Raw genomic sequence first — 17,396 nt, forward strand, 5'->3', positions numbered from 1 at the left:
GCCTAAAACGCGGTATTGGCCGGCTTTCGGGCGTTTATATTCCGTCAGGGAATATAAAACCGGCATTTATACATACTTACCAGTGCAAAGAGCAAAATCCAGACACACTTCCTGCTCCTTAGCCCTCTCCGCTTCCCCTGGGGAGTTTTTTCGCGCTTTAGGCTCTAGAGCTTTAGGCTTTAGCCCCTAGAGCCCTGGGTATTTACTCTTCTATCTGCTGCTTTTCTCAGGCCTTCTCTTGTGCCGAGCCTGCAATGTCCTGACTCGCCCCGGCGTAGTACGCACTCAGCCGGCGGTAGGGGCGGGACTTGAGGGCGAGGAGCACGACGACAAGCATGATGAACCCGGAGATGAAGAACATCAGGGCCATGCCGCGTGTGGTGCCCTCGCCCAGAATGACGCCAAAGATGGTCTGTGCACCTGGCCCTGCCATCCAGGGGATGAGATAGGCCTGCGCGAGGATGGCCACAGCAAAAGTGGCCAGCGGGCTGGCGGCCATCTCCACCGCCATGGCTAGGCCGAATACGCGGCCTTGCTGGCGGAAGGGAACCACCCTCTGCAGAATGGTTTGTTCCGCTGCCTCCGCGGCTGGAACGGTGAGCATGAATAAGAAGATGCCGCCCGCGTAGAGCCACCACCACTCGCGAAGTCCGAAGAGCATTCCGAGCATCGCAACTGCGACGTTGACTAACAAGAGAGTACGCACAGGGTTTGTGCCTAGGCCTGTGCGCGCCACGATCATGCCGCCGAATACGAAACCGGTTCCGGTGACACCTAAAACTATTCCCCACACCTGCGGACTAAAAAGCTCCAGTCCATAAGGATCCATCAGTGCCGCGTAGACCCCGCCGATGAGGTTATTAAAACAAGAGAAGAGGATGAGGGCGAGCAGACCAGGCACCGCGCTGATGATAAGCAGGGATCCCTTGAGGTCAATCCCTTTAGAGAGCACAGTGGGGTCTGCAGTGCTGGGGCCGGAAGATCCAGCGGCGGTGGTGGATTCAGTGGTGGTTTCTGCTGTGCTGAGGATCTTTGCCTCTGGAATGGCGATGGGTAAAAGGTGCACCAGGGCTACGACTGTGAGGCCAAGTGATACCCACAAGGTGGCTGCCATACCGATGAAACCTATGGCCAGGCCTGCAATGACACTGGTGACCATGAAGGCCACCCCTTGCACCGCGCCGACGAGTCCATTGGCCTTGTCGCGGTCTTCCTCCGGAACGAGGAGAGTAACCGTGGTTGACAGGGCAATATTGCGCATGTGCTCAACCACGGATCCGGCGGTAACAGCCAGAATGAAGGCCCACAAAGCAGGATCAGAAATGCTCATGGACTCGTGGTCGAGCCAGACAACCCACACCGCAGCTGCGAGCAGGTAGCACACGAGAGTAGCGGTGGCGGCAAAGACCATGACGTTCTTCTTGTAGTGGTGATCGACCACGGACCCGAAGAAAACCGAGCCGAGTGCAACGGAGGCCATATACGAGCCGGTGACGATGCCCGTCAGTGCCACGTCACCGGTCTGGAGATAAATCCAGAAAGTCAAGGCGAAGAATAAGAAGCCTGTGGTGACGTTGGCGATGAGGGTGTTGACGAGGATGTGATGAAACTGCCGCACGAAAGCCGCCTTTCCCGGTTACCCCGCAGGGTGTCGGAGATAGAAGGGAGGACTAACGTACCCCGAACACCACGGCGAGCACCATGGCTAAGCGCTAATGCGAGCTATTTCTCGACGTAGTAGAGCTGCTTATTAACAAACTCATCCATGCCAAGGGGGCCGAGTTCGCGGCCAAACCCTGAGCGCTTCACTCCACCAAAGGGCAGCTCGGAGCTCTCTGCTGACGGGGTGTTGACGCACGCCATACCCACTTCGAGGCGACGTGACAGGGCTGCGGCGCGCTCCGGATCCTGGGAGTAGACCGTTCCACCGAGACCAAATTGCGTGTTATTGGCCAGCTCTAGTGCCTCGGCATCGGAAGCCACGCGGTACACCGTCGCCACGGGGCCGAAAAGCTCCTCGTAGTAAACGTCGGAGCCCACCGGGACATCGCTAAGCACAGCGGGGGAGAAGTACGCGCCTTCGGCGGCAAGCTCGCCACCTGCGTGCACAGTGGCGCCGGCAGCGACCGCGCGACGCAGCTGAGCGTCGAGGTTCTCCGCCGCATCCCGCGAGGAAAGCGGACAGTAGGTGTCATCCGCCGCCGACTCCGGACTATGCGGATCCACGGGCCGGGCCTTGTTTGCTAGGTCGACGAGCTCGGTGAGAAACTCATCGTAGATATCGTCCATGACGATCATGCGCTTATTGGAATTGCAGGCCTGGCCGGTGTTGTACATCCGGGTATTCCATGCCAGGCGTGCGGCGGCTTTGACATCAGCGGCGTCGAGAAGCACGAAGGGGTCGGAGCCGCCCAGCTCCAAGACTGCCTTCTTGAGGTTCTTGCCCGCCTGTGCCCCAATGATGGATCCAGCGCGTTCCGAGCCCGTGAGCGAGACGCCCTGTACGCGGGGATCGGCGATGATGGTGCCGATTTGCTCGTGGGTGGCAAAGACATTGCTATAGACCCCGTGTGGGATGCCGGCATCATCCATGATCTGCTGCACCGCAACAGCCGAGCGGGGACAAATCTCCGCGTCCTTGAGCACGATGGTGTTGCCCAACACCAGATTCGGCGCCGCGAAACGGGCAATCTGATAGTAGGGGAAGTTCCAAGGCATGACGCCCAGTAGTGGGCCGATGGGCAGGCGGCGGATGAAAGCCCTGGCATCACCGCCGGTGGGGATCTCCTGCTCGGCGCTAAAAGCCGCGCCGTTGTCCGCGAAGTAGTGCATGATAGCGGAGGCGAACTCGGCCTCCTCTATTCCTTCATGCAGGGGCTTGCCCATTTCCGTGGCGGCAATTTCTGCCAGCTCCTCCTTGCGATCTTCAAAGAGCTCGCCAACGCGGGTTACCGCAGCCGCCCGAGTAGCAAGCGGGAGGGCCGACCACTCCCGGTATGCGGTAGCAGAGTCAGCGAGCGTTTGCTCAATCGAAGCATCAGAAGCCGAGGGGAAGGTCTCGATGACCTGGTTGTCTACAGGGTTTTGGACGCGGTATTGGGGGGACATGGTGGGAAAGTCTCCTTTGAAGTTGGTTGAAAGTAAGTGGTGCGGACTGAACCTTGCTATGCGCCTAGGTTAGTGGGGCTTGCGTGTTTTCTGTGGAGCTGATGCGTGCCAGGGTTTCTCCAGCGAAAAATGCGGGGTGGCGCATGCGCGTGAAAATCATGAGGATTATTCCTAGGATGAGGACTCCCATGCCAAGGACAAAGACGGTGCCGATGCCTAGTATGGAGGAGCCTGAACCGTAGTCGGGGTCAAGGGAGTCGAAGGCGGTTATGAAGAACATCACCAGCAGGAATCCCCCACCGAACAGCGGAAAGATAAGTTTGAAGACAACGTTATGGACGGAGGAAAATAGTTCTCGGCGGAAGTACCAAACACAAGCTACGGCTGTTATTCCGTAGTAGAAGCAGATCATAAGACCTAAGGCGGCGATAGTATCCCACAGTGCGTTCTCTGAGAGGATTCGCGTAACCGTGTAAAAAACTCCGGCCGCGATTGCGGAGATGATGGTTGCCACGGATGGGGTACGGAAACGCGGACTGATTTTGGAGAACATCGGCGGCAGAGCATTGTAATAGCCCATGGCAAGCAGTGTTCGTGCAGGGCCCACCATGGTCGATTGCAGCGAGGCGAAAGAGCTTGACAACACCGCGACATATATAAGGAGGGCCGCAGGGCCTAGAACGGGATAAGACAAGACCGCAAAGATCGATTCTTGGTTGGCGGGATTGCCTGCCCCGAGACCGGTTTCTCCGGTACCTGCCCATGTGATGACTGCCAAGGCAGTGAGCACGTAGAGCACGATGATGATAAGCACGGTAATGGTGGCTGCACGCCCAGGCGTCTTCTCGGGATTCTTGGTTTCCTCGTTCATGGTCAAGGTGACATCCCAACCCCAGAACATAAAGATGGACAAAGAGATTCCGGCGGCGATGAGGGAAGAATCACCAATTTCCAAGGGATTAAACCAGGCCAGATCGATCGGTGTGAAGTCGAAGCCACCATTGTTGTAAGCATTGACTATAGCCACGACGTCGAAGACAACGATGGCCAGCACTTGAACCGAGACGAGGATGTACTGCAGGCGCTTCGTTGAGTCGAGGCCGCGGTAGGAGACATAGGCGGCGATAGTGATAAAGACGATGGTAGTGGGGATGTTTATCCACAGGTTACGAGTCCACTCGGCAATTCCGGGGGAGTTGAAAAGCTGTGCGAGCAAGAGGTAGAAGAAGTCGACTGCAACTGCGGCGAGGTTGGATAGAACTAGGATGGTCGCAGTGATTAAGCCTCAGCCTCCCATCCATCCCACCCATGGGCCGAAGGCTTTGGTTGCCCAAGTAAAGGAAGTACCGGAATCTGGAACCGCGTTGTTGAGTTCCCGGTAGGCAAAGGCCACCAGAAGCATGGGTAAAAACCCGAGCAAGAGTACAGCAGGCACGAACTCGCCCACTGCCGAGATTGTCGGGCCGAGACCAGAAGTCAGAGTATAGGTTGGCGCGATGCAGCTGATACCAATGACCACTGCTCCGATGAGGCCGACTTTGCCAGTTGCCAACCCTTTGGCAGAAATAACTTCCTGATCGCCACCGGGTGTGGGCTGAGCAGAGGCCGTGGATGCTGAGGGAGGTGCACTAGTCATGATTTACCTCCGAGGAATCTGGATCGGTAGGAGAAAGAGGCGGGGAATCGCCGCCTGCCTGCATATAACCTGCGGGTACAAGCACCATGGGCACGGGGATAGAGCGCAGCATGCGCGAGGCCGTACCGCCTAGGAAGAGGCGTCCAGGCACGGCCAAGCGGGATGAGCCGACGACCGCTACTTCGCCTTCTTCCCACGTGAGTTTGTCCATGGAGGTCTCAACATCTCGCCCGCTGGCGACTTCGGTGGTGGCATGCCCGGCTTCGAGCATGCCCTGTGCGACGTCGCCGAGGACCCTCGTGGCGTAGGCGCGAACCGCACCAGGCACGTCGGTTCCTAAAGCTTGCATATCGGATTCTCCGGGTAAGACGAGCGAAACCAGACGCAAAGGAATCTGGCGGCGGCGGGCTCGGTCGAGGCCGATGGCTATGACATCGGATGTTCCAGGACGCGGGCCGAACATGGCGGTTACCCGCGTGAGTGGTCCTGGGTATGAGTACCCACGCGGTGCAAGCGCTATGGGAACGCTGGCGGAGTGGAGTAGGGCGTTGACGGCTGCCCCCATCTTGAAGCGATTGAAGATCCCACCCTTACGAGCGCCAACAACAATGACATCGCAGCCTAGTTCTTGAGCAGCAGAGTTGAGTGCCTCGGCTTCAGACTGACCAGGAACAATGCGGGCGACGGCTTCGACATCGTCTGGCACTTCGTCGAGCGCTTCTTGCAGCCACCCCGCAAGTTGTTCTTCGATGATTGAGCTGTATCCACGATCGTGGGGGTAGATTCCAGAAAATGTATTGTGTGCTGGAGCAACCATGGTGATGTGAAGGGTGACGTCTCGCTGCCGGGCGAGAGAAATTCCAAGGCGGAGTGCATCTTTCCCATAGTCGGTAGCGACGTAGCCGACTAAGATGTGGCCACTGGCGGGGCGTCGGCCAAACTGCGAAGCTGAGATAGCCATGGTCTAGATCCTCTCGGCAATGTGCTCAGCTACAAGTTCTCCTTGGCGAATAGCGCCGTCTACATGTTGGTAGCCTTCGGCCGCGATATCAGAGCAGGCGTAGTAGATGCAGCCTGTCGGCTGGTTTTGTAGGTGGCCCCATCGCGAAAGCCCTCCGAGGTCATAGCTGGTGGCATAGGCGCCTCGGGTCCACTCCTCGGCCGCCATATCTGAGAGGTAGAATGCGATGGGTTCTTTGGTCTTGGGTCCGAGGTAATCCGCCATGGCAGTGAGAATCGCGTCCTTGCGCTCATCCGGCGGCAAGTGCCACATTTCTTCGGCATGCACATCGGAGACGAAGCCGACTAGGGTGCCGTAGCTGTCCTCCGTATCAGATTCGGAGGCCGCGAAATTCGCTCCAAAGTTGGTGTTGTCGTAGACCTCTTGCACGAGGCGTCCACCGCCGAAGCCGGTTCCGGAAAGACCGTCCTCACGCCAGAATGGGGTCTCATAGACTGCGTGCACCTTGATAACAAGCCCCATCGAAATGTGTTGGTGCACGATCTGCTGATCGCGGGGAAGAGGAGGGGAGAAAGAGATACGGCTATAGAGGTTTGGGGGAACGGCCAGCACGGCGAATCTTGCGTTGACAGTGACCTGATCGGAGTAGGCCTTAACAGAGCCTGCGGACCCGTTATTGGGGAGTCCATTTCTGACATCGGCGGGTATGCAGTTGAGCTCGTCGGCGGTCGCCGGATCCGGCTCGGCCCACTGCAGTTCGCGCACAGGACTTGAGCAGAATACATCCTCTCCGAGCTCGGCAGCCATAGCCAGAGATACAGATTGCATGCCACCGACGACGCGCCGGTCGAGAATGAAGTCTTCGTCCACAAGGTTGGAAAAAGACCCTGCTGAGGCCGCCATGAGAAGTGCCTGCAGTGTAGAAAATGCGTAAGAAGGCTTGGTGAGCATCCCGGAAGCGACGTAGATGGAAACATTGTCTATTGCCTCCGAGTCCGACGACAATCCCTCGAGCCAAGACCTAAAAGAAATGGAATCGAGCTCCGCAGCCCGAGGATGTGCCCAGGGGCGTGCTGGGTCCATTTCGGCGGCTAGATCATCGAGGATTTCGATGAGCCGATCCATCTCCGAGATGGTTTCCGGAGCGGCGGGGAATGACGTTCCTTCGTATTCGTGGCGGGTGCCATCCGGGGAAACATAAATGGATTTACCGGAGCGATAGCGTTGGAAAGTCTCAAGCCCAAGTTCTGCGACGAGCTCGCTCAAGCGGTTCTGATCGGGGGAAATCCACTGCCCGCCGAGCTCGATGAAATGTTCCACCCCGGTTGCATCCGCGACCTTTCCGTTCCAGGTCCGTCCTCCGACGCGGTCTCGAGCTTCGAGGACGGCGACGGAGTACCCGCGTCGTTTGAGCGTGCGCGCAGCCATCAATCCAGCCGGTCCCGCACCAATGACGACGACATCGCGGTCAAGAATAGGGGTGTTTTTAGTGGTGAAATGCGACATGAGTGGAGAAGCTCCTGTTCTTCTCCCGCAGACAAGAGTGCCTATGGGAGACTTCAATAAGGACTGATAAAAATACTTAAATGAATGACGTTCATTTTGTATTTTGGGTCACTTTACAGGAATCATGTCGATAACGATAGGGGTCAAGCCTATGAATTCTCCGCGCGCCAAGGGAAGACCATCTCAGGCGCTGCTCAGCCGCAAAAAGATCGCAGACTCGGCTCTAATCCTCATTGAGGAAAACGGCTATGAAAAGCTCACGATGGCGCGAATTGCCCGGCACATGGGTGTAGCTCCTAGCGCCTTGTATAACCACGTGAGCAATAAGCACGAGCTTCTCATCTTGGTGGAAGATGCAGTCATGGCGCAGGTGGAAACCGTGCCACTCGATGCCGCGTTAGATGGATCAGTCGATCCCCTCGAGGCAATTGAGCGCTGGGCTGAGTCTTATCGTGCAGTGTTTGCAAGGCACGCGCCCTTGGTGGAAGTCATCGCTAGCGTGCCGGTATCCGGAGCGCCGCGAGCAGTTCAGATGTACGAGAAAGTAGCTCGAGTGTTTGAGCTGGCAGGGGTGGCGCAAGAGCTCATCCTTCCCCGCGTCATCATGTTGGAGTCTTTCATCTACGGTTCCGCTCTGGACGTTAACGCCCCAGCTAACCTCTTCGAGCTGCCTGAGGATTATGAGGTTCAGGCGCCCACGTTGCGAAAATCGCACGAGTCGTGGGCGCGGTCCATAGCAATGGAAACTTCTAGTGCAGAAAACCCCTTCGCTGAAGAACCCTTCCGGCTCGGATTACGGGCGCTGTTGAAAGGCATTGCTGACTAAAGCCGCAGCGTAACCTTCTCATTCGCGGCGATGTCCTCCAAGCGCTCGGCAGGGCACATCCCGGCGACGATGACGGCGGAGCCACCGGCGGCGAGGGGCTCGAGGAGTAGGTGCTGAAAGCTCTCCTCATCGTGCCAGCCGCCGGAGAGCACACGCTGCGGGCCGAGGTCGCTGGGGTAGAGCTGGGGCAGGGCGGTGGTGGGGCCGAAGAATTGATCGCCGTAGAAGCGCACAGTGGGGCCGAAGTCAATGGCGCCGGGGGGCAGTTCGCCGCCGGATTCGACGATGCCGCGCCCGAAGGGATCGTCGCTGACTAGAACCACATCCGCGCCGGGATAGGCGGCGGTGACGGCGCTGAAGTCTGCGGGGGAGCAGAAGATGGCATCGGGTGCGGTGTCGCTGCTATCGGCGTTGAGAAACTCTGCGTTGACACCTGCTGCGAGGGCGCCGAGTGCGATGACTGCCGGCTGCCACGAGACGGGCAAGCTGATGCCGATGGTGGAGTCCTCGTCCAAGTCGAGTTCTTCCTGGAGCATGTTGGCTATCTTAGAGACCCAGTTGTCGAGGGTCTGGGCCGAAAAGTCCATGCGGACCCCGGTGGATTCGTTATAGAACGTTAGGCGGGGCGCGGCCGCATCCGAGCGCAGAAGGTGTTTGAGCAGTTCCATGGTTGCCCATGGTAGGCGCAAGCCCCGCGGCGCGAGCGTGGGGGAACTAGTTCACGCAGCGCGGGCCGTCCCCGCCGGCATCGATCTTCGGGGCGACTTCCGCGGTGCCGAAGTCATCACCGGGGGTTCCGGCCGGGGCGTTGGAAGGATCCTCGCTGGGCTCTGCGGCCTGGGCGGCATCGTCCTTGGGGCCGGCGTAGTCATCGGTGGCCACTACGATGTAGGTGCCGGGCTCGAGGCCCTGGTTGGCACTGACGGGCAGCCCTCCCATTTGCTCAGCGAGGGCGCGGGCAGCAGGATCGTTGGCGTCCGCGGCGACAATCTGAGACTCGCTGTACACGCCTGATTGGGCGTTCGAGGTGCGCTCGACCGTATAGCCCACGCGGGTGAGCCACTCGCCGATTCCGGAGGCCAAGCCGTCGATGCTGCCGGCGTTGAGGACGTGGATGTTCATGTTCTCTGCGACTGGCTTCTCCGAAGGGTTGCTTCCTTCTGCCGCCTCTTGGGAGGCTTCTTGGGACTCGGTCTCATCGGCGGTCTGGGCCAGGCCCTCCATGAACTTGTGCACTTCGTTGGGGTCGATGGTGACGATAGATTCGCCGTTATCGCCCACGCCGTCGATGGAGGTAACCGGGATGGTGGTGAAGGTGACGTTGCCGCCGGCGAGGCCTGCGAGCTGGCCCACAAAGCCCATGATGTCCCAGCCTTCATCGATGACGACGGAACGCTCCACTGCCTCGGCGATCTTGGATAGCTTGCTGGGGGAGGTCAGGGTGTCGTTGGAGAGCACCTTCGAGACCAGAGAGGCCATGTAGGACTGCTGGCGCACGATGCGGTCGAGGTCGCCACGGGGAAGCTCGTAGCGCTGGCGCACAAAGGCCAGGCCTTGGGCCCCGTGGAGAGTCTGCTCACCCTTGGGGAACTTCGCGCCCGACATCTCATCATCGACGTCGTTGTTGAGGCAGACGTCAACGCCATCCACGGCGTCGGTAAGCAGCACGAAGCCGAGGAGGCCAATCTCCGCGTAGTGATCGATGGAGACGCCGGTAATCTGCCGCACGATGCTGATGAGTCCGGTGCGTCCGGCTTCGACGCCCTGCTTTTCGATGTCCTTTTCACTGTGCGGTGGCTTTTGTCCCGCGGCCTCCGCCTGCGCGTTCTCCGCCTCCAACTCGGCGACTTTGTCTGCCTTGTGGCCGGCGAATACGGCGTTGATCTTGGTGTTTCCGTATGCCCCGTCGTGGACATAGGTATCGCGCGGGATGGATACGGCTGTGGCACGGGAGCCGTCGTTAGGCACGCGGATCATCATGATCGTGTCCGTGTTTTCCTCGCCCTCATCCACGCCAGCATGGAGATTGCGCAGTTCCTCATCCGAGAGGGAGTTGCCCTGGGCGTCGGTGCGGGAGTCCTTCCCCACCAGGAGGATGTCAACCGCACCATCGGCCGACTTTTCGCCGATTCCTCCCTCGTTGCCGAGGGCTACATTAGATACGGAGGCCATATCGCCGCCGAGTTTGCCCACGACGAAGTAGCCGACGCCTGAGAAAACCACGGCGATGACGGCCATAACCGCCATGATGGCCTGCAGCGGCCGCGAGCCCTTTTGGCGGACAGGAGCAGACTCCACCGGCGCGGCTTGGATATCGCGGACCCGGCGATTGTTCTCAGATGTCACGTTTGAAGCTTTCTACTATCTAGCTATTACCTAGGAAACTTTGCTTTAGTGTAGGGCAGAAAGAGCGCAAACCGTGATCCGCTGTGGACTTCGGAGAAACTCGTGGCCGTTCTCCTAGTGTCTTTTCAGGATTGAGTGCGCCCAAGTGGGTACGCTAGGCCCATTGTGAACAAGAAGAATGACAGCGCGCGCACCGATTCTGTTGCGCCGCGCCCGCTGGGCATAGTGACCGTGACTTATTCGCCCGGGCCCTATTTGGAGTCCCTCATCGAGTCCGTGGCGCAGGCTACCTCGCGGCCCACCCGCATCATTGCTGCCGACAATGGTTCCACGGACGGCGCCCCGCAGGCCGCTGCCGCCGCGCACAGCAACGTTGAGTTCCTCGACACGGGCGGCAACATCGGTTACGGCGGCGCCATGAATGCCGGTGAGCGTTTCCTCAGTGAGCACGGTCAGGCTGATCCTGAGTTCCTGCTCCTGGTCAACCCGGATGTCACCTTCGGCCCCGGGAGCATCGATGCCCTCATCGACTGCGCCAAGCGTTGGCCCCGTGCTGGGTCCGTCGGCCCGCGGATTGTGGAGCCAGATGGGAAGAACTATCCCTCGGCGCGTGCGTTGCCCAACCTGAAGAACGGTATCGGCCATGCACTCTTGGGTTCTGTGTGGCCGGGTAATCCCTTCTCGCGCGCCTACCGCGATGATGCGGATATGAGCATGCAGCGTCCAGCTGGCTGGCTTTCCGGCTCCTGCCTGCTCGTGCGCCGCGAGGCTTTTTCCCAAGTCGGCGGGTTCGATGAACGTTATTTCATGTACCTCGAGGACGTGGATCTGGGGGACCGCCTGGCCCGGGCGGGCTGGCACAACGTTTTCTGCCCTGAGGCTGCCATTACCCATGCGCAGGGCCATTCCACGAAGGTGCATGCTGGCCCGATGCTGCGCGCGCACCATGCCTCGGCCTATCAGTATCTAGCGGACAGGCATCCCCAGTGGTGGCAGGCCCCTCTGCGGGCAGCACTATGGTTGGGCCTGCGATTGCGTGCTTTGCTCACCTCTTATCGTGCGCGCCTTTCGCGCTAAGCCGAAGTTCCTGCTTTAAACTGTCAAGGACGCGCGTGGAGCACACGCCGTGGACACTGCCGCGGGGATCGAAACCGCGGAAACACGTACTAGAAAGTATCCAAGGAAAATGACTGAAGAAGTGGCCAATTACGGTGCCTCTACTGATGCGGTGATCCTGGTCGGCGGGCGGGGCACTCGTTTGCGCCCGCTGACGATCGGCACGCCGAAGCCGATGCTGCCTACCGCCAATTACCCGTTCCTCCAGCACCTGTTGGCCCGCATCCAGACGGCCGGGATCACGCACGTTGTGATGTCGACCTCCTTCAAGGCGGAGGTTTTTGAAGAGTACTTCGGCGATGGCTCCGAGCTGGGCCTCGATATTGAGTACGTCGTTGAGGAAACCGCGCTGGGCACTGGCGGCGGCATTCGCAACGTCTACGACAAACTGCGCCATGATACCGTCATGGTCTTCAACGGTGACGTTCTCTCCGGGATGGATCTCTCCGGGATTCTTGATACCCATCACCGCAAGGATGCGGACGTGACCATGCACCTGCTCAACGTCGCGGATCCGCGCGCCTTTGGTTGCGTTCCTACCGACGAGGAGGGGCGAGTCCTCGAATTCTTGGAGAAGACGGAGGATCCTCCCACCAACCAGATCAACGCCGGTTGCTACGTGTTCAAGCGCGAGGTCATCCAGACCATCCCCGCCGATCGCGTGGTTTCCGTGGAGAGGGAGACTTTCCCGGCCCTGCTCAGTGATGGCCACCTCGTGGTCGGTCACGTGGACAATTCCTATTGGCGCGATATGGGGCGCCCGGATGATTTCGTGCGCGGCTCCTCTGATCTCGTACGCGGCATTGCTTATTCCCCGTTGCTCGACGGTCGTACGGGCGAGGCCATCGTCGACGAGTCTGCGGGGGTCGCGGGCGGCGCTTTACTGCTTTCGGGCACTGCCATTGGCCGCGGTTCTGTCATCGGAGCCGGCTGCCGCATCGATGGCACCGTCGTCTTCGATGGGGTCACCATCGAGCCCGGTGCCGTGGTCAACAACTCCATCATTGCTTCGGGCGTGCACATCGGTGCCAACGCCCACATCGATAACTGCGTCATCGGGGAGGGCGCGCAGGTCGGCGCTCGCTGTGAGCTGCAGGGCGGCATGCGCGTATTCCCTGGGGTCGTGCTTCCCGACGCCGGGGTTAGGTTTAGCTCCGACGCCTAGAGCTAGCTCCCGTTAACTCTAGGGTTCGGGGTACTGGCTTCAATCAGCCGGCCACGATGCGTACTGACTAAGAATCAGTGTCGCGTCGGGGCCGGCTTTTGTTTTTAGTTTTGGCCTTGTGTGTGCGACACGCCGATCTAACCTGAGAATTGTTGACAGGAGGATAGGCCATTACTACATGTAGTACCCCTGGCATCCACCCCCGACCGTGGGCCTTTGTTACTAATGTTACGCATGGTGATCGTGTGCAGCGTTTTTGGCGATCAGGGGTGGGTAAAGACATTTCTAGGTTGACGGTATTTAGTGATCCAGTGTGAAATGACATCAGTGTAATCAGATGGCGCGGCCACGCTGGCTCACCTTAGGGTGGGGTCGGAATAGCCGGGTACATTTGAGTAAGTTAGATGGGCCAACCTCGGAGAAAGGAAAAGGCGTGGACAAAGTGGCTAAAAACAACGCCGTTCTCCGTGGCGGTGCTGCTGCAGAGATGTCGCTGGATGAACTCTTCGGTGCCGTTGAGCAGGAGTGGCAAGACCAAGCACTATGCGCACAGACCGACCCGGAGGCTTTCTTCCCTGAGAAGGGTGGTTCCACGAGGGAGGCAAAGCGTATTTGCCAGGCCTGTGCGGTGCGTGATGAATGCCTCGAGTATGCGCTCGAGCATGATGAACGCTTTGGAATCTGGGGCGGCCTCTCAGATCGTGAGCGTCGCCGCCTCAAGCGGGAGATTGGCTAGAGCCTCTTCTTGCTAGTGACCAAGACAAGTCCTCGCTCCGGCAGCCAGCCGGGGATGGTGGGACTTGTCTTTTTTGGTGTCCAGGCTTGGGTCCTTCAACGCCTGTGTTCTTCAAAGCCTGGGGTCATAAATGTGCGGGTTTTACCAGCTAAAGTGTGGATCCACGTCTTCTGGGTCGAGGTTGAGGTAGTCAGCCACGAGCGCGGTGAGGACGGTTCCCAAAAGCTCCGCTTGTTCGCGGGCGTTTTTAGCCCTTTGCTCGATGGGCATCCGGAAGATTACGAGCCGGGCGCGAGTGGGTTTACCGCGGGTGTCCACTCCAGCGGGAACAATCCGGCCCAGCGGCACGGGGCCGTCGGCGATGATCTCGTCTGGGAGCACTGTCATATCGGCCGATAGCCGCATTCTTGGCACGGTGTCTACTGCCAGGTCGAGGCTGGAGAGCTGCTCGGCAAAAGCATTTTGGATAGGGGCATAGGCCTCGAGAACCGCCATGTCGAAGCGCTCGCGCTTGCTGCGAAACCGCGGAGTCTGCTGGGGGAGAAGGGGGCCGCGCATTCCTCGCCCATGCCGATCGCGGGCGGGGCGAATGTGGCGTTCAGGCGTGGTCATGCGGGTTATTCTATGTCGGGTTAACAAAGCTATCAGTGGGGGCGCGCCGGAGTAAGGCTACCTAAATCTCAACTTAGGGTTTAGACTCTATTGGCGTGACTACTCATCGCCATTGCTCTCGCCCTGGCTGCGGCCGCCCGGCCGTGGCGACATTGACCTACGCTTATTCCCAACAGACCGCGGTAGTGGGTCCGCTGGCGGATGAGACAGACCCTCATAGCTGGGATCTCTGTGAGAAGCACAGTGCCCGTATTACAGCCCCGCAAGGCTGGGAGATGGTGCGGGTGGACCGAATCGAGCTCGATGAGGAAGACGATATCATGGCCCTAGCTGAGGCCGTGCGTGAGGGCGGGCGCGTGACCACGGGATTGGTCGATGATGTGGCAGCAGGATCCGGGCGCGACCCCATAGATTATGCGGCCAACTTCGACGGCGCAGACCCCGCGCGTTCCAATCACCCGGTATTCCGCACCCGCCGAGTCAGTGACTTTAAGCAGCGTCGCCGCGCACATCTTTCCGTGGTTCCGGACACGGATTCGCATTTGACTGAGAGCTAGAGCCTGCCCGCGGGGTAAGGTTAGTGCTTATGCGAAATCGTGAGCACCTAGATGCAGTAATCAAAGCCTATGACGTCCGCGGCGTGGTGGGCAAGGACATCGACGAAGACTTCGTGCGTGATACCGCCGCGGCTTATGCGGCTATCTTGCGCAGCGAAGGGGAAAGCACCCTCGCCATCGGCCACGACATGCGGCCTTCCTCCCCGGCGCTTGCGCAGGCTTTCGCGGAAGGCGCCACCTCCCAAGGTATTGACGTCATCTTGCTCGGTCTGACTTCGACTGATGAGCTCTACTATGCCTCCGGTGATTTGGGCTGTGCAGGTGCCATGTTCACCGCCTCTCACAACCCCGCGCGCTATAACGGCATCAAGCTCTGCCGCGCCGGTGCCCGCCCTGTCGGCCAGGAGACCGGGCTGTCGGAGATCAAAGACATGCTCGTCAACGGCGTTCCGGAGTACTCCGGCAAGCCCGGCACCATCAGCGAGAAGAACGTGCTCGACGGCTATGCCGCTTTCTTGAACTCCTTGGTCGATCTTTCTGACATCCGCCCCCTCGTTGTCGCTGCGGATGCCGCCAACGGTATGGGTGGGCTCACCGCTCCGGCCGTATTCGCTGGCCTTCCTGTCGATCTTCGCCCCCTCTACTTTGAGCTGGACGGTACCTTCCCCAACCACGAGGCCAACCCTCTTGATCCGAAGAACCTCGTTGATCTGCAGAAGTTCGTCGTAGAGCAGGGCGCAGACATCGGCCTCGGCTTCGACGGTGACGCCGATCGCTGCTTCGTCGTGGATGAAAAGGGGCATCCAGTATCTCCCTCCGCCATCTGTGCCTTGGTTGCGGAGCGCTACCTTGACAAGTTCCCTGGTGCCACCATCATTCACAACCTCATCACCTCCAAGTCGGTGCCTGAACTCATCGAGGAAAAGGGTGGCACCCCCGTGCGTACCCGCGTCGGCCACTCCTTCATCAAGGCAGAGATGGCCAAGCACAAGGCTGCCTTCGGTGGAGAGCACTCCGCGCACTACTACTTCCAGGAATTCTGGAACGCGGATTCTGGCATGCTGGCCGCCCTGCACGTTCTCGCCGCTCTGGGCAAGTACGAAGGCACGCTCAGTGAGATGATGGCGCAGTACATGCGCTACGAAGACTCCGGGGAGATCAACTCCACCGTGAAGGATCAAAAGGCTACCGTGCAGGCCGTTCTCGACGGCATGGCGGACAAGATCGAGTCCGTGGATCACCTCGACGGAGTTACCGTTGAGCTCAAGGGGACGGACGCTTGGTTCAACGTGCGCGCTTCCAACACCGAGCCGCTGCTGCGCCTTAACGTCGAGGCCAAGACCAAGGAAGAGGTCCAACAGATCGTCGATGAGGTCCTCAGCATCATCCGCGCCTAATCCATCGTCCGCGCGTATTCGGGGGCGGTGAGAGGCGAGCTCAGGAAAGGGAGTGCGCTACCATGTGCTCCCACTCGACGTACTTCTTACGCTCGCGGCCCTCGGCGGCACCGAGTGCGCGCTCAGCAGCGTCGAGCTTCTTCCATCCCTCCCAGCTCAGTACCTCTACGCCCGCATTTGAGAGCCTATCGGCTACGTCAGCGTCATTCGAGTGGTGGAGGTTTCCGGCTGCGTGATCTTTCAGCAGCATGGAGATGGTTTCTGTAGCATCGGACTTGGTATTGCCGATGAGTCCTATAGGGCCACGTTTAATCCAGCCGGTGGCATAGAGCCCGGGAACGATAGTGCCGTCGAGTTCGGTGACGTGCCCGCCGTCGTTATTAATAACGTGCTTGCCCTCGTTGAATGGTACCCCGTCCACGGCGTCGGAGCGATAACCCACCGCGAGGTAGACCGCCTGCACCGGCCACGTGCTGAATTGTCCCGTTCCTCGGACCTGACCATCGCCGCTCAAGGCGGTTCGCTCGGTTTTTAGTCCCGCAACCTTGCCGTTTTCCTCCAAGATCTCCACGGGCTGCTCGAAGAAATGAATCTGAAGCGTGTGCGGTGCGGGTTTCGATTCGCGGAGGGCATAGTTTTCCAGGATCTGGCACACCAGGTCCTGGGACTTAGATTCCGCACGTGCGGCGAAAGAGGCCTCGTCGTAATCGATGTCTTCCGCAGAGACCTCGACGTTGATAGTCGGAGAGTGATCTAGTTCCTTAAGCTCCAGCGGCGTGAATTTGGCCTGCGCGGGACCGCGCCTGCCGAACACGCGCACCGTGCAGGCTTGGTTGCGGGAGAGGGATTCATAAACATTATCGGGGATCTCGGTGACCTTGAGTTCGTCGCCGGTTTTAGACAGGATTCGAGCCACGTCGAGGCCCACATTTCCTACGCCAATGACGGCCACCTCTTGGGCGTGCAGATCCCAGCTGCGCTGGAAGCGCGGGTTTCCATCGTAGAAGCCGACAAACTCGCCGGCTCCGAAAACCCCCTCGAGCTGCGCGCCGGGGATATCGAGGGAGCGATCGCCTACGGCGCCGGTGGCGAAGATGACGGCGTCATAGTGTGCGCCGAGTTGATCAACGGTGATATCGCGCCCCACTGAAACGTTGGTAAGCAAACGAATGCTGGGAGACTCCAGCACCCGGTGCAGGGACTTGATTATGCCCTTGATGCGCGGGTGATCGGGTGCTACTCCGTAGCGGATGAGGCCGAATGGGGCGGGCATCTGCTCGATGAGATCGATATGTACGTTGCCCTCAGTCTTTTTAACCAGGATATCGGAGGCGTAGATTCCGGCTGGTCCCGCGCCAATAACTGCAACTTTGAGGGGCTTGGTGGTCATGGTGGCCTTTCGGGGGTATCGGGTGACGGCAAGTTCCGCC

General features: G+C 59.4%; 14 protein-coding genes and 1 pseudogene. 6 read left to right on the forward strand and 9 right to left on the reverse strand.

What is annotated here, in order from left to right:
- Positions 1-226 precede the first annotated feature (226 nt).
- The 5 genes and pseudogenes from F4V60_RS03240 to F4V60_RS03260 form a co-directional block, all read right to left on the reverse strand.
- Positions 227-1,618: an MFS transporter gene (locus tag F4V60_RS03240; RefSeq protein WP_075729311.1), complete on the reverse strand. Its 1,392-nt coding sequence runs from the start codon at positions 1,616-1,618 to the stop codon at positions 227-229.
- A 104-nt stretch (positions 1,619-1,722) separates the two neighbouring features.
- Complete coding sequence (locus tag F4V60_RS03245; protein WP_075729312.1) at positions 1,723-3,108, reverse strand: NAD-dependent succinate-semialdehyde dehydrogenase; 1,386 nt, start codon at positions 3,106-3,108, stop codon at positions 1,723-1,725.
- A 64-nt stretch (positions 3,109-3,172) separates the two neighbouring features.
- Positions 3,173-4,744: pseudogene (locus F4V60_RS03250) on the reverse strand (APC family permease).
- Complete coding sequence (locus tag F4V60_RS03255; protein WP_075729313.1) at positions 4,737-5,705, reverse strand: universal stress protein; 969 nt, start codon at positions 5,703-5,705, stop codon at positions 4,737-4,739. The pseudogene F4V60_RS03250 and the gene F4V60_RS03255 overlap by 8 nt, the downstream one beginning before the upstream one ends.
- 3 nt (positions 5,706-5,708) lie before the next feature.
- Positions 5,709-7,211: a flavin monoamine oxidase family protein gene (locus F4V60_RS03260; protein ID WP_075729314.1), complete on the reverse strand. Its 1,503-nt coding sequence runs from the start codon at positions 7,209-7,211 to the stop codon at positions 5,709-5,711.
- Between the two features lie 151 nt (positions 7,212-7,362).
- On the opposite strand from F4V60_RS03260, the gene F4V60_RS03265 reads away from it, so the two are divergent.
- Positions 7,363-8,037: a TetR/AcrR family transcriptional regulator gene (locus F4V60_RS03265; protein ID WP_075729315.1), complete on the forward strand. Its 675-nt coding sequence runs from the start codon at positions 7,363-7,365 to the stop codon at positions 8,035-8,037.
- On the opposite strand, the gene F4V60_RS03270 is transcribed toward F4V60_RS03265, so the two are convergent.
- Positions 8,034-8,705, reverse strand: a complete 672-nt coding sequence (locus F4V60_RS03270) for a TIGR03089 family protein (RefSeq protein WP_075729316.1) — start codon at positions 8,703-8,705, stop codon at positions 8,034-8,036. The genes F4V60_RS03265 and F4V60_RS03270 overlap by 4 nt on opposite strands.
- A 46-nt stretch (positions 8,706-8,751) precedes the next feature.
- Positions 8,752-10,383: an LCP family protein gene (locus F4V60_RS03275; protein ID WP_232315965.1), complete on the reverse strand. Its 1,632-nt coding sequence runs from the start codon at positions 10,381-10,383 to the stop codon at positions 8,752-8,754.
- A 165-nt stretch (positions 10,384-10,548) separates the two neighbouring features.
- On the opposite strand from F4V60_RS03275, the gene F4V60_RS03280 reads away from it, so the two are divergent.
- The 3 genes from F4V60_RS03280 (at position 10,549) to F4V60_RS03290 (ending at position 13,400) form a co-directional block, all read left to right on the forward strand.
- Positions 10,549-11,460, forward strand: coding sequence for a glycosyltransferase family 2 protein (locus tag F4V60_RS03280; RefSeq protein WP_075729317.1), 912 nt, complete (start codon positions 10,549-10,551; stop codon positions 11,458-11,460).
- A gap of 109 nt (positions 11,461-11,569) precedes the next feature.
- Entirely contained in the window at positions 11,570-12,664 is a 1,095-nt protein-coding gene (gene manB, locus F4V60_RS03285; protein ID WP_075729318.1) for a mannose-1-phosphate guanylyltransferase, read from the forward strand.
- Between the two features lie 487 nt (positions 12,665-13,151).
- A complete protein-coding gene (locus F4V60_RS03290) occupies positions 13,152-13,400 on the forward strand; it encodes a WhiB family transcriptional regulator (RefSeq protein ID WP_005528147.1) in 249 nt (82 codons plus the stop codon).
- A 141-nt stretch (positions 13,401-13,541) separates the two neighbouring features.
- Here the strand turns inward: F4V60_RS03290 and F4V60_RS03295 are convergent, their stop codons facing one another.
- Entirely contained in the window at positions 13,542-14,012 is a 471-nt protein-coding gene (locus F4V60_RS03295; protein WP_075729320.1) for a metallopeptidase family protein, read from the reverse strand.
- 95 nt (positions 14,013-14,107) lie between these two features.
- Between F4V60_RS03295 and F4V60_RS03300 the strand changes: the two genes are divergently transcribed.
- Positions 14,108-14,569 carry a DUF3499 domain-containing protein gene (locus F4V60_RS03300; RefSeq protein WP_075729321.1) on the forward strand — a complete coding sequence of 154 codons (462 nt, stop codon included), beginning with the start codon at positions 14,108-14,110 and terminating at the stop codon, positions 14,567-14,569.
- Between the two features lie 29 nt (positions 14,570-14,598).
- A complete protein-coding gene (locus tag F4V60_RS03305) occupies positions 14,599-15,966 on the forward strand; it encodes a phosphomannomutase/phosphoglucomutase (protein WP_075729322.1) in 1,368 nt (455 codons plus the stop codon).
- A 40-nt stretch (positions 15,967-16,006) separates the two neighbouring features.
- Here F4V60_RS03305 and F4V60_RS03310 read toward each other — a convergent pair whose 3' ends face one another.
- Positions 16,007-17,356 (reverse strand): FAD-dependent oxidoreductase, encoded by a 1,350-nt coding sequence (locus F4V60_RS03310; RefSeq protein ID WP_075729323.1) that lies wholly within the window; start codon positions 17,354-17,356, stop codon positions 16,007-16,009.
- Positions 17,357-17,396 lie beyond the last annotated feature (40 nt).

The sequence above is a fragment of the Corynebacterium flavescens genome, from assembly GCF_008693105.1.
GTDB classification, from domain to species: Bacteria; Actinomycetota; Actinomycetes; order Mycobacteriales; family Mycobacteriaceae; genus Corynebacterium; species Corynebacterium flavescens.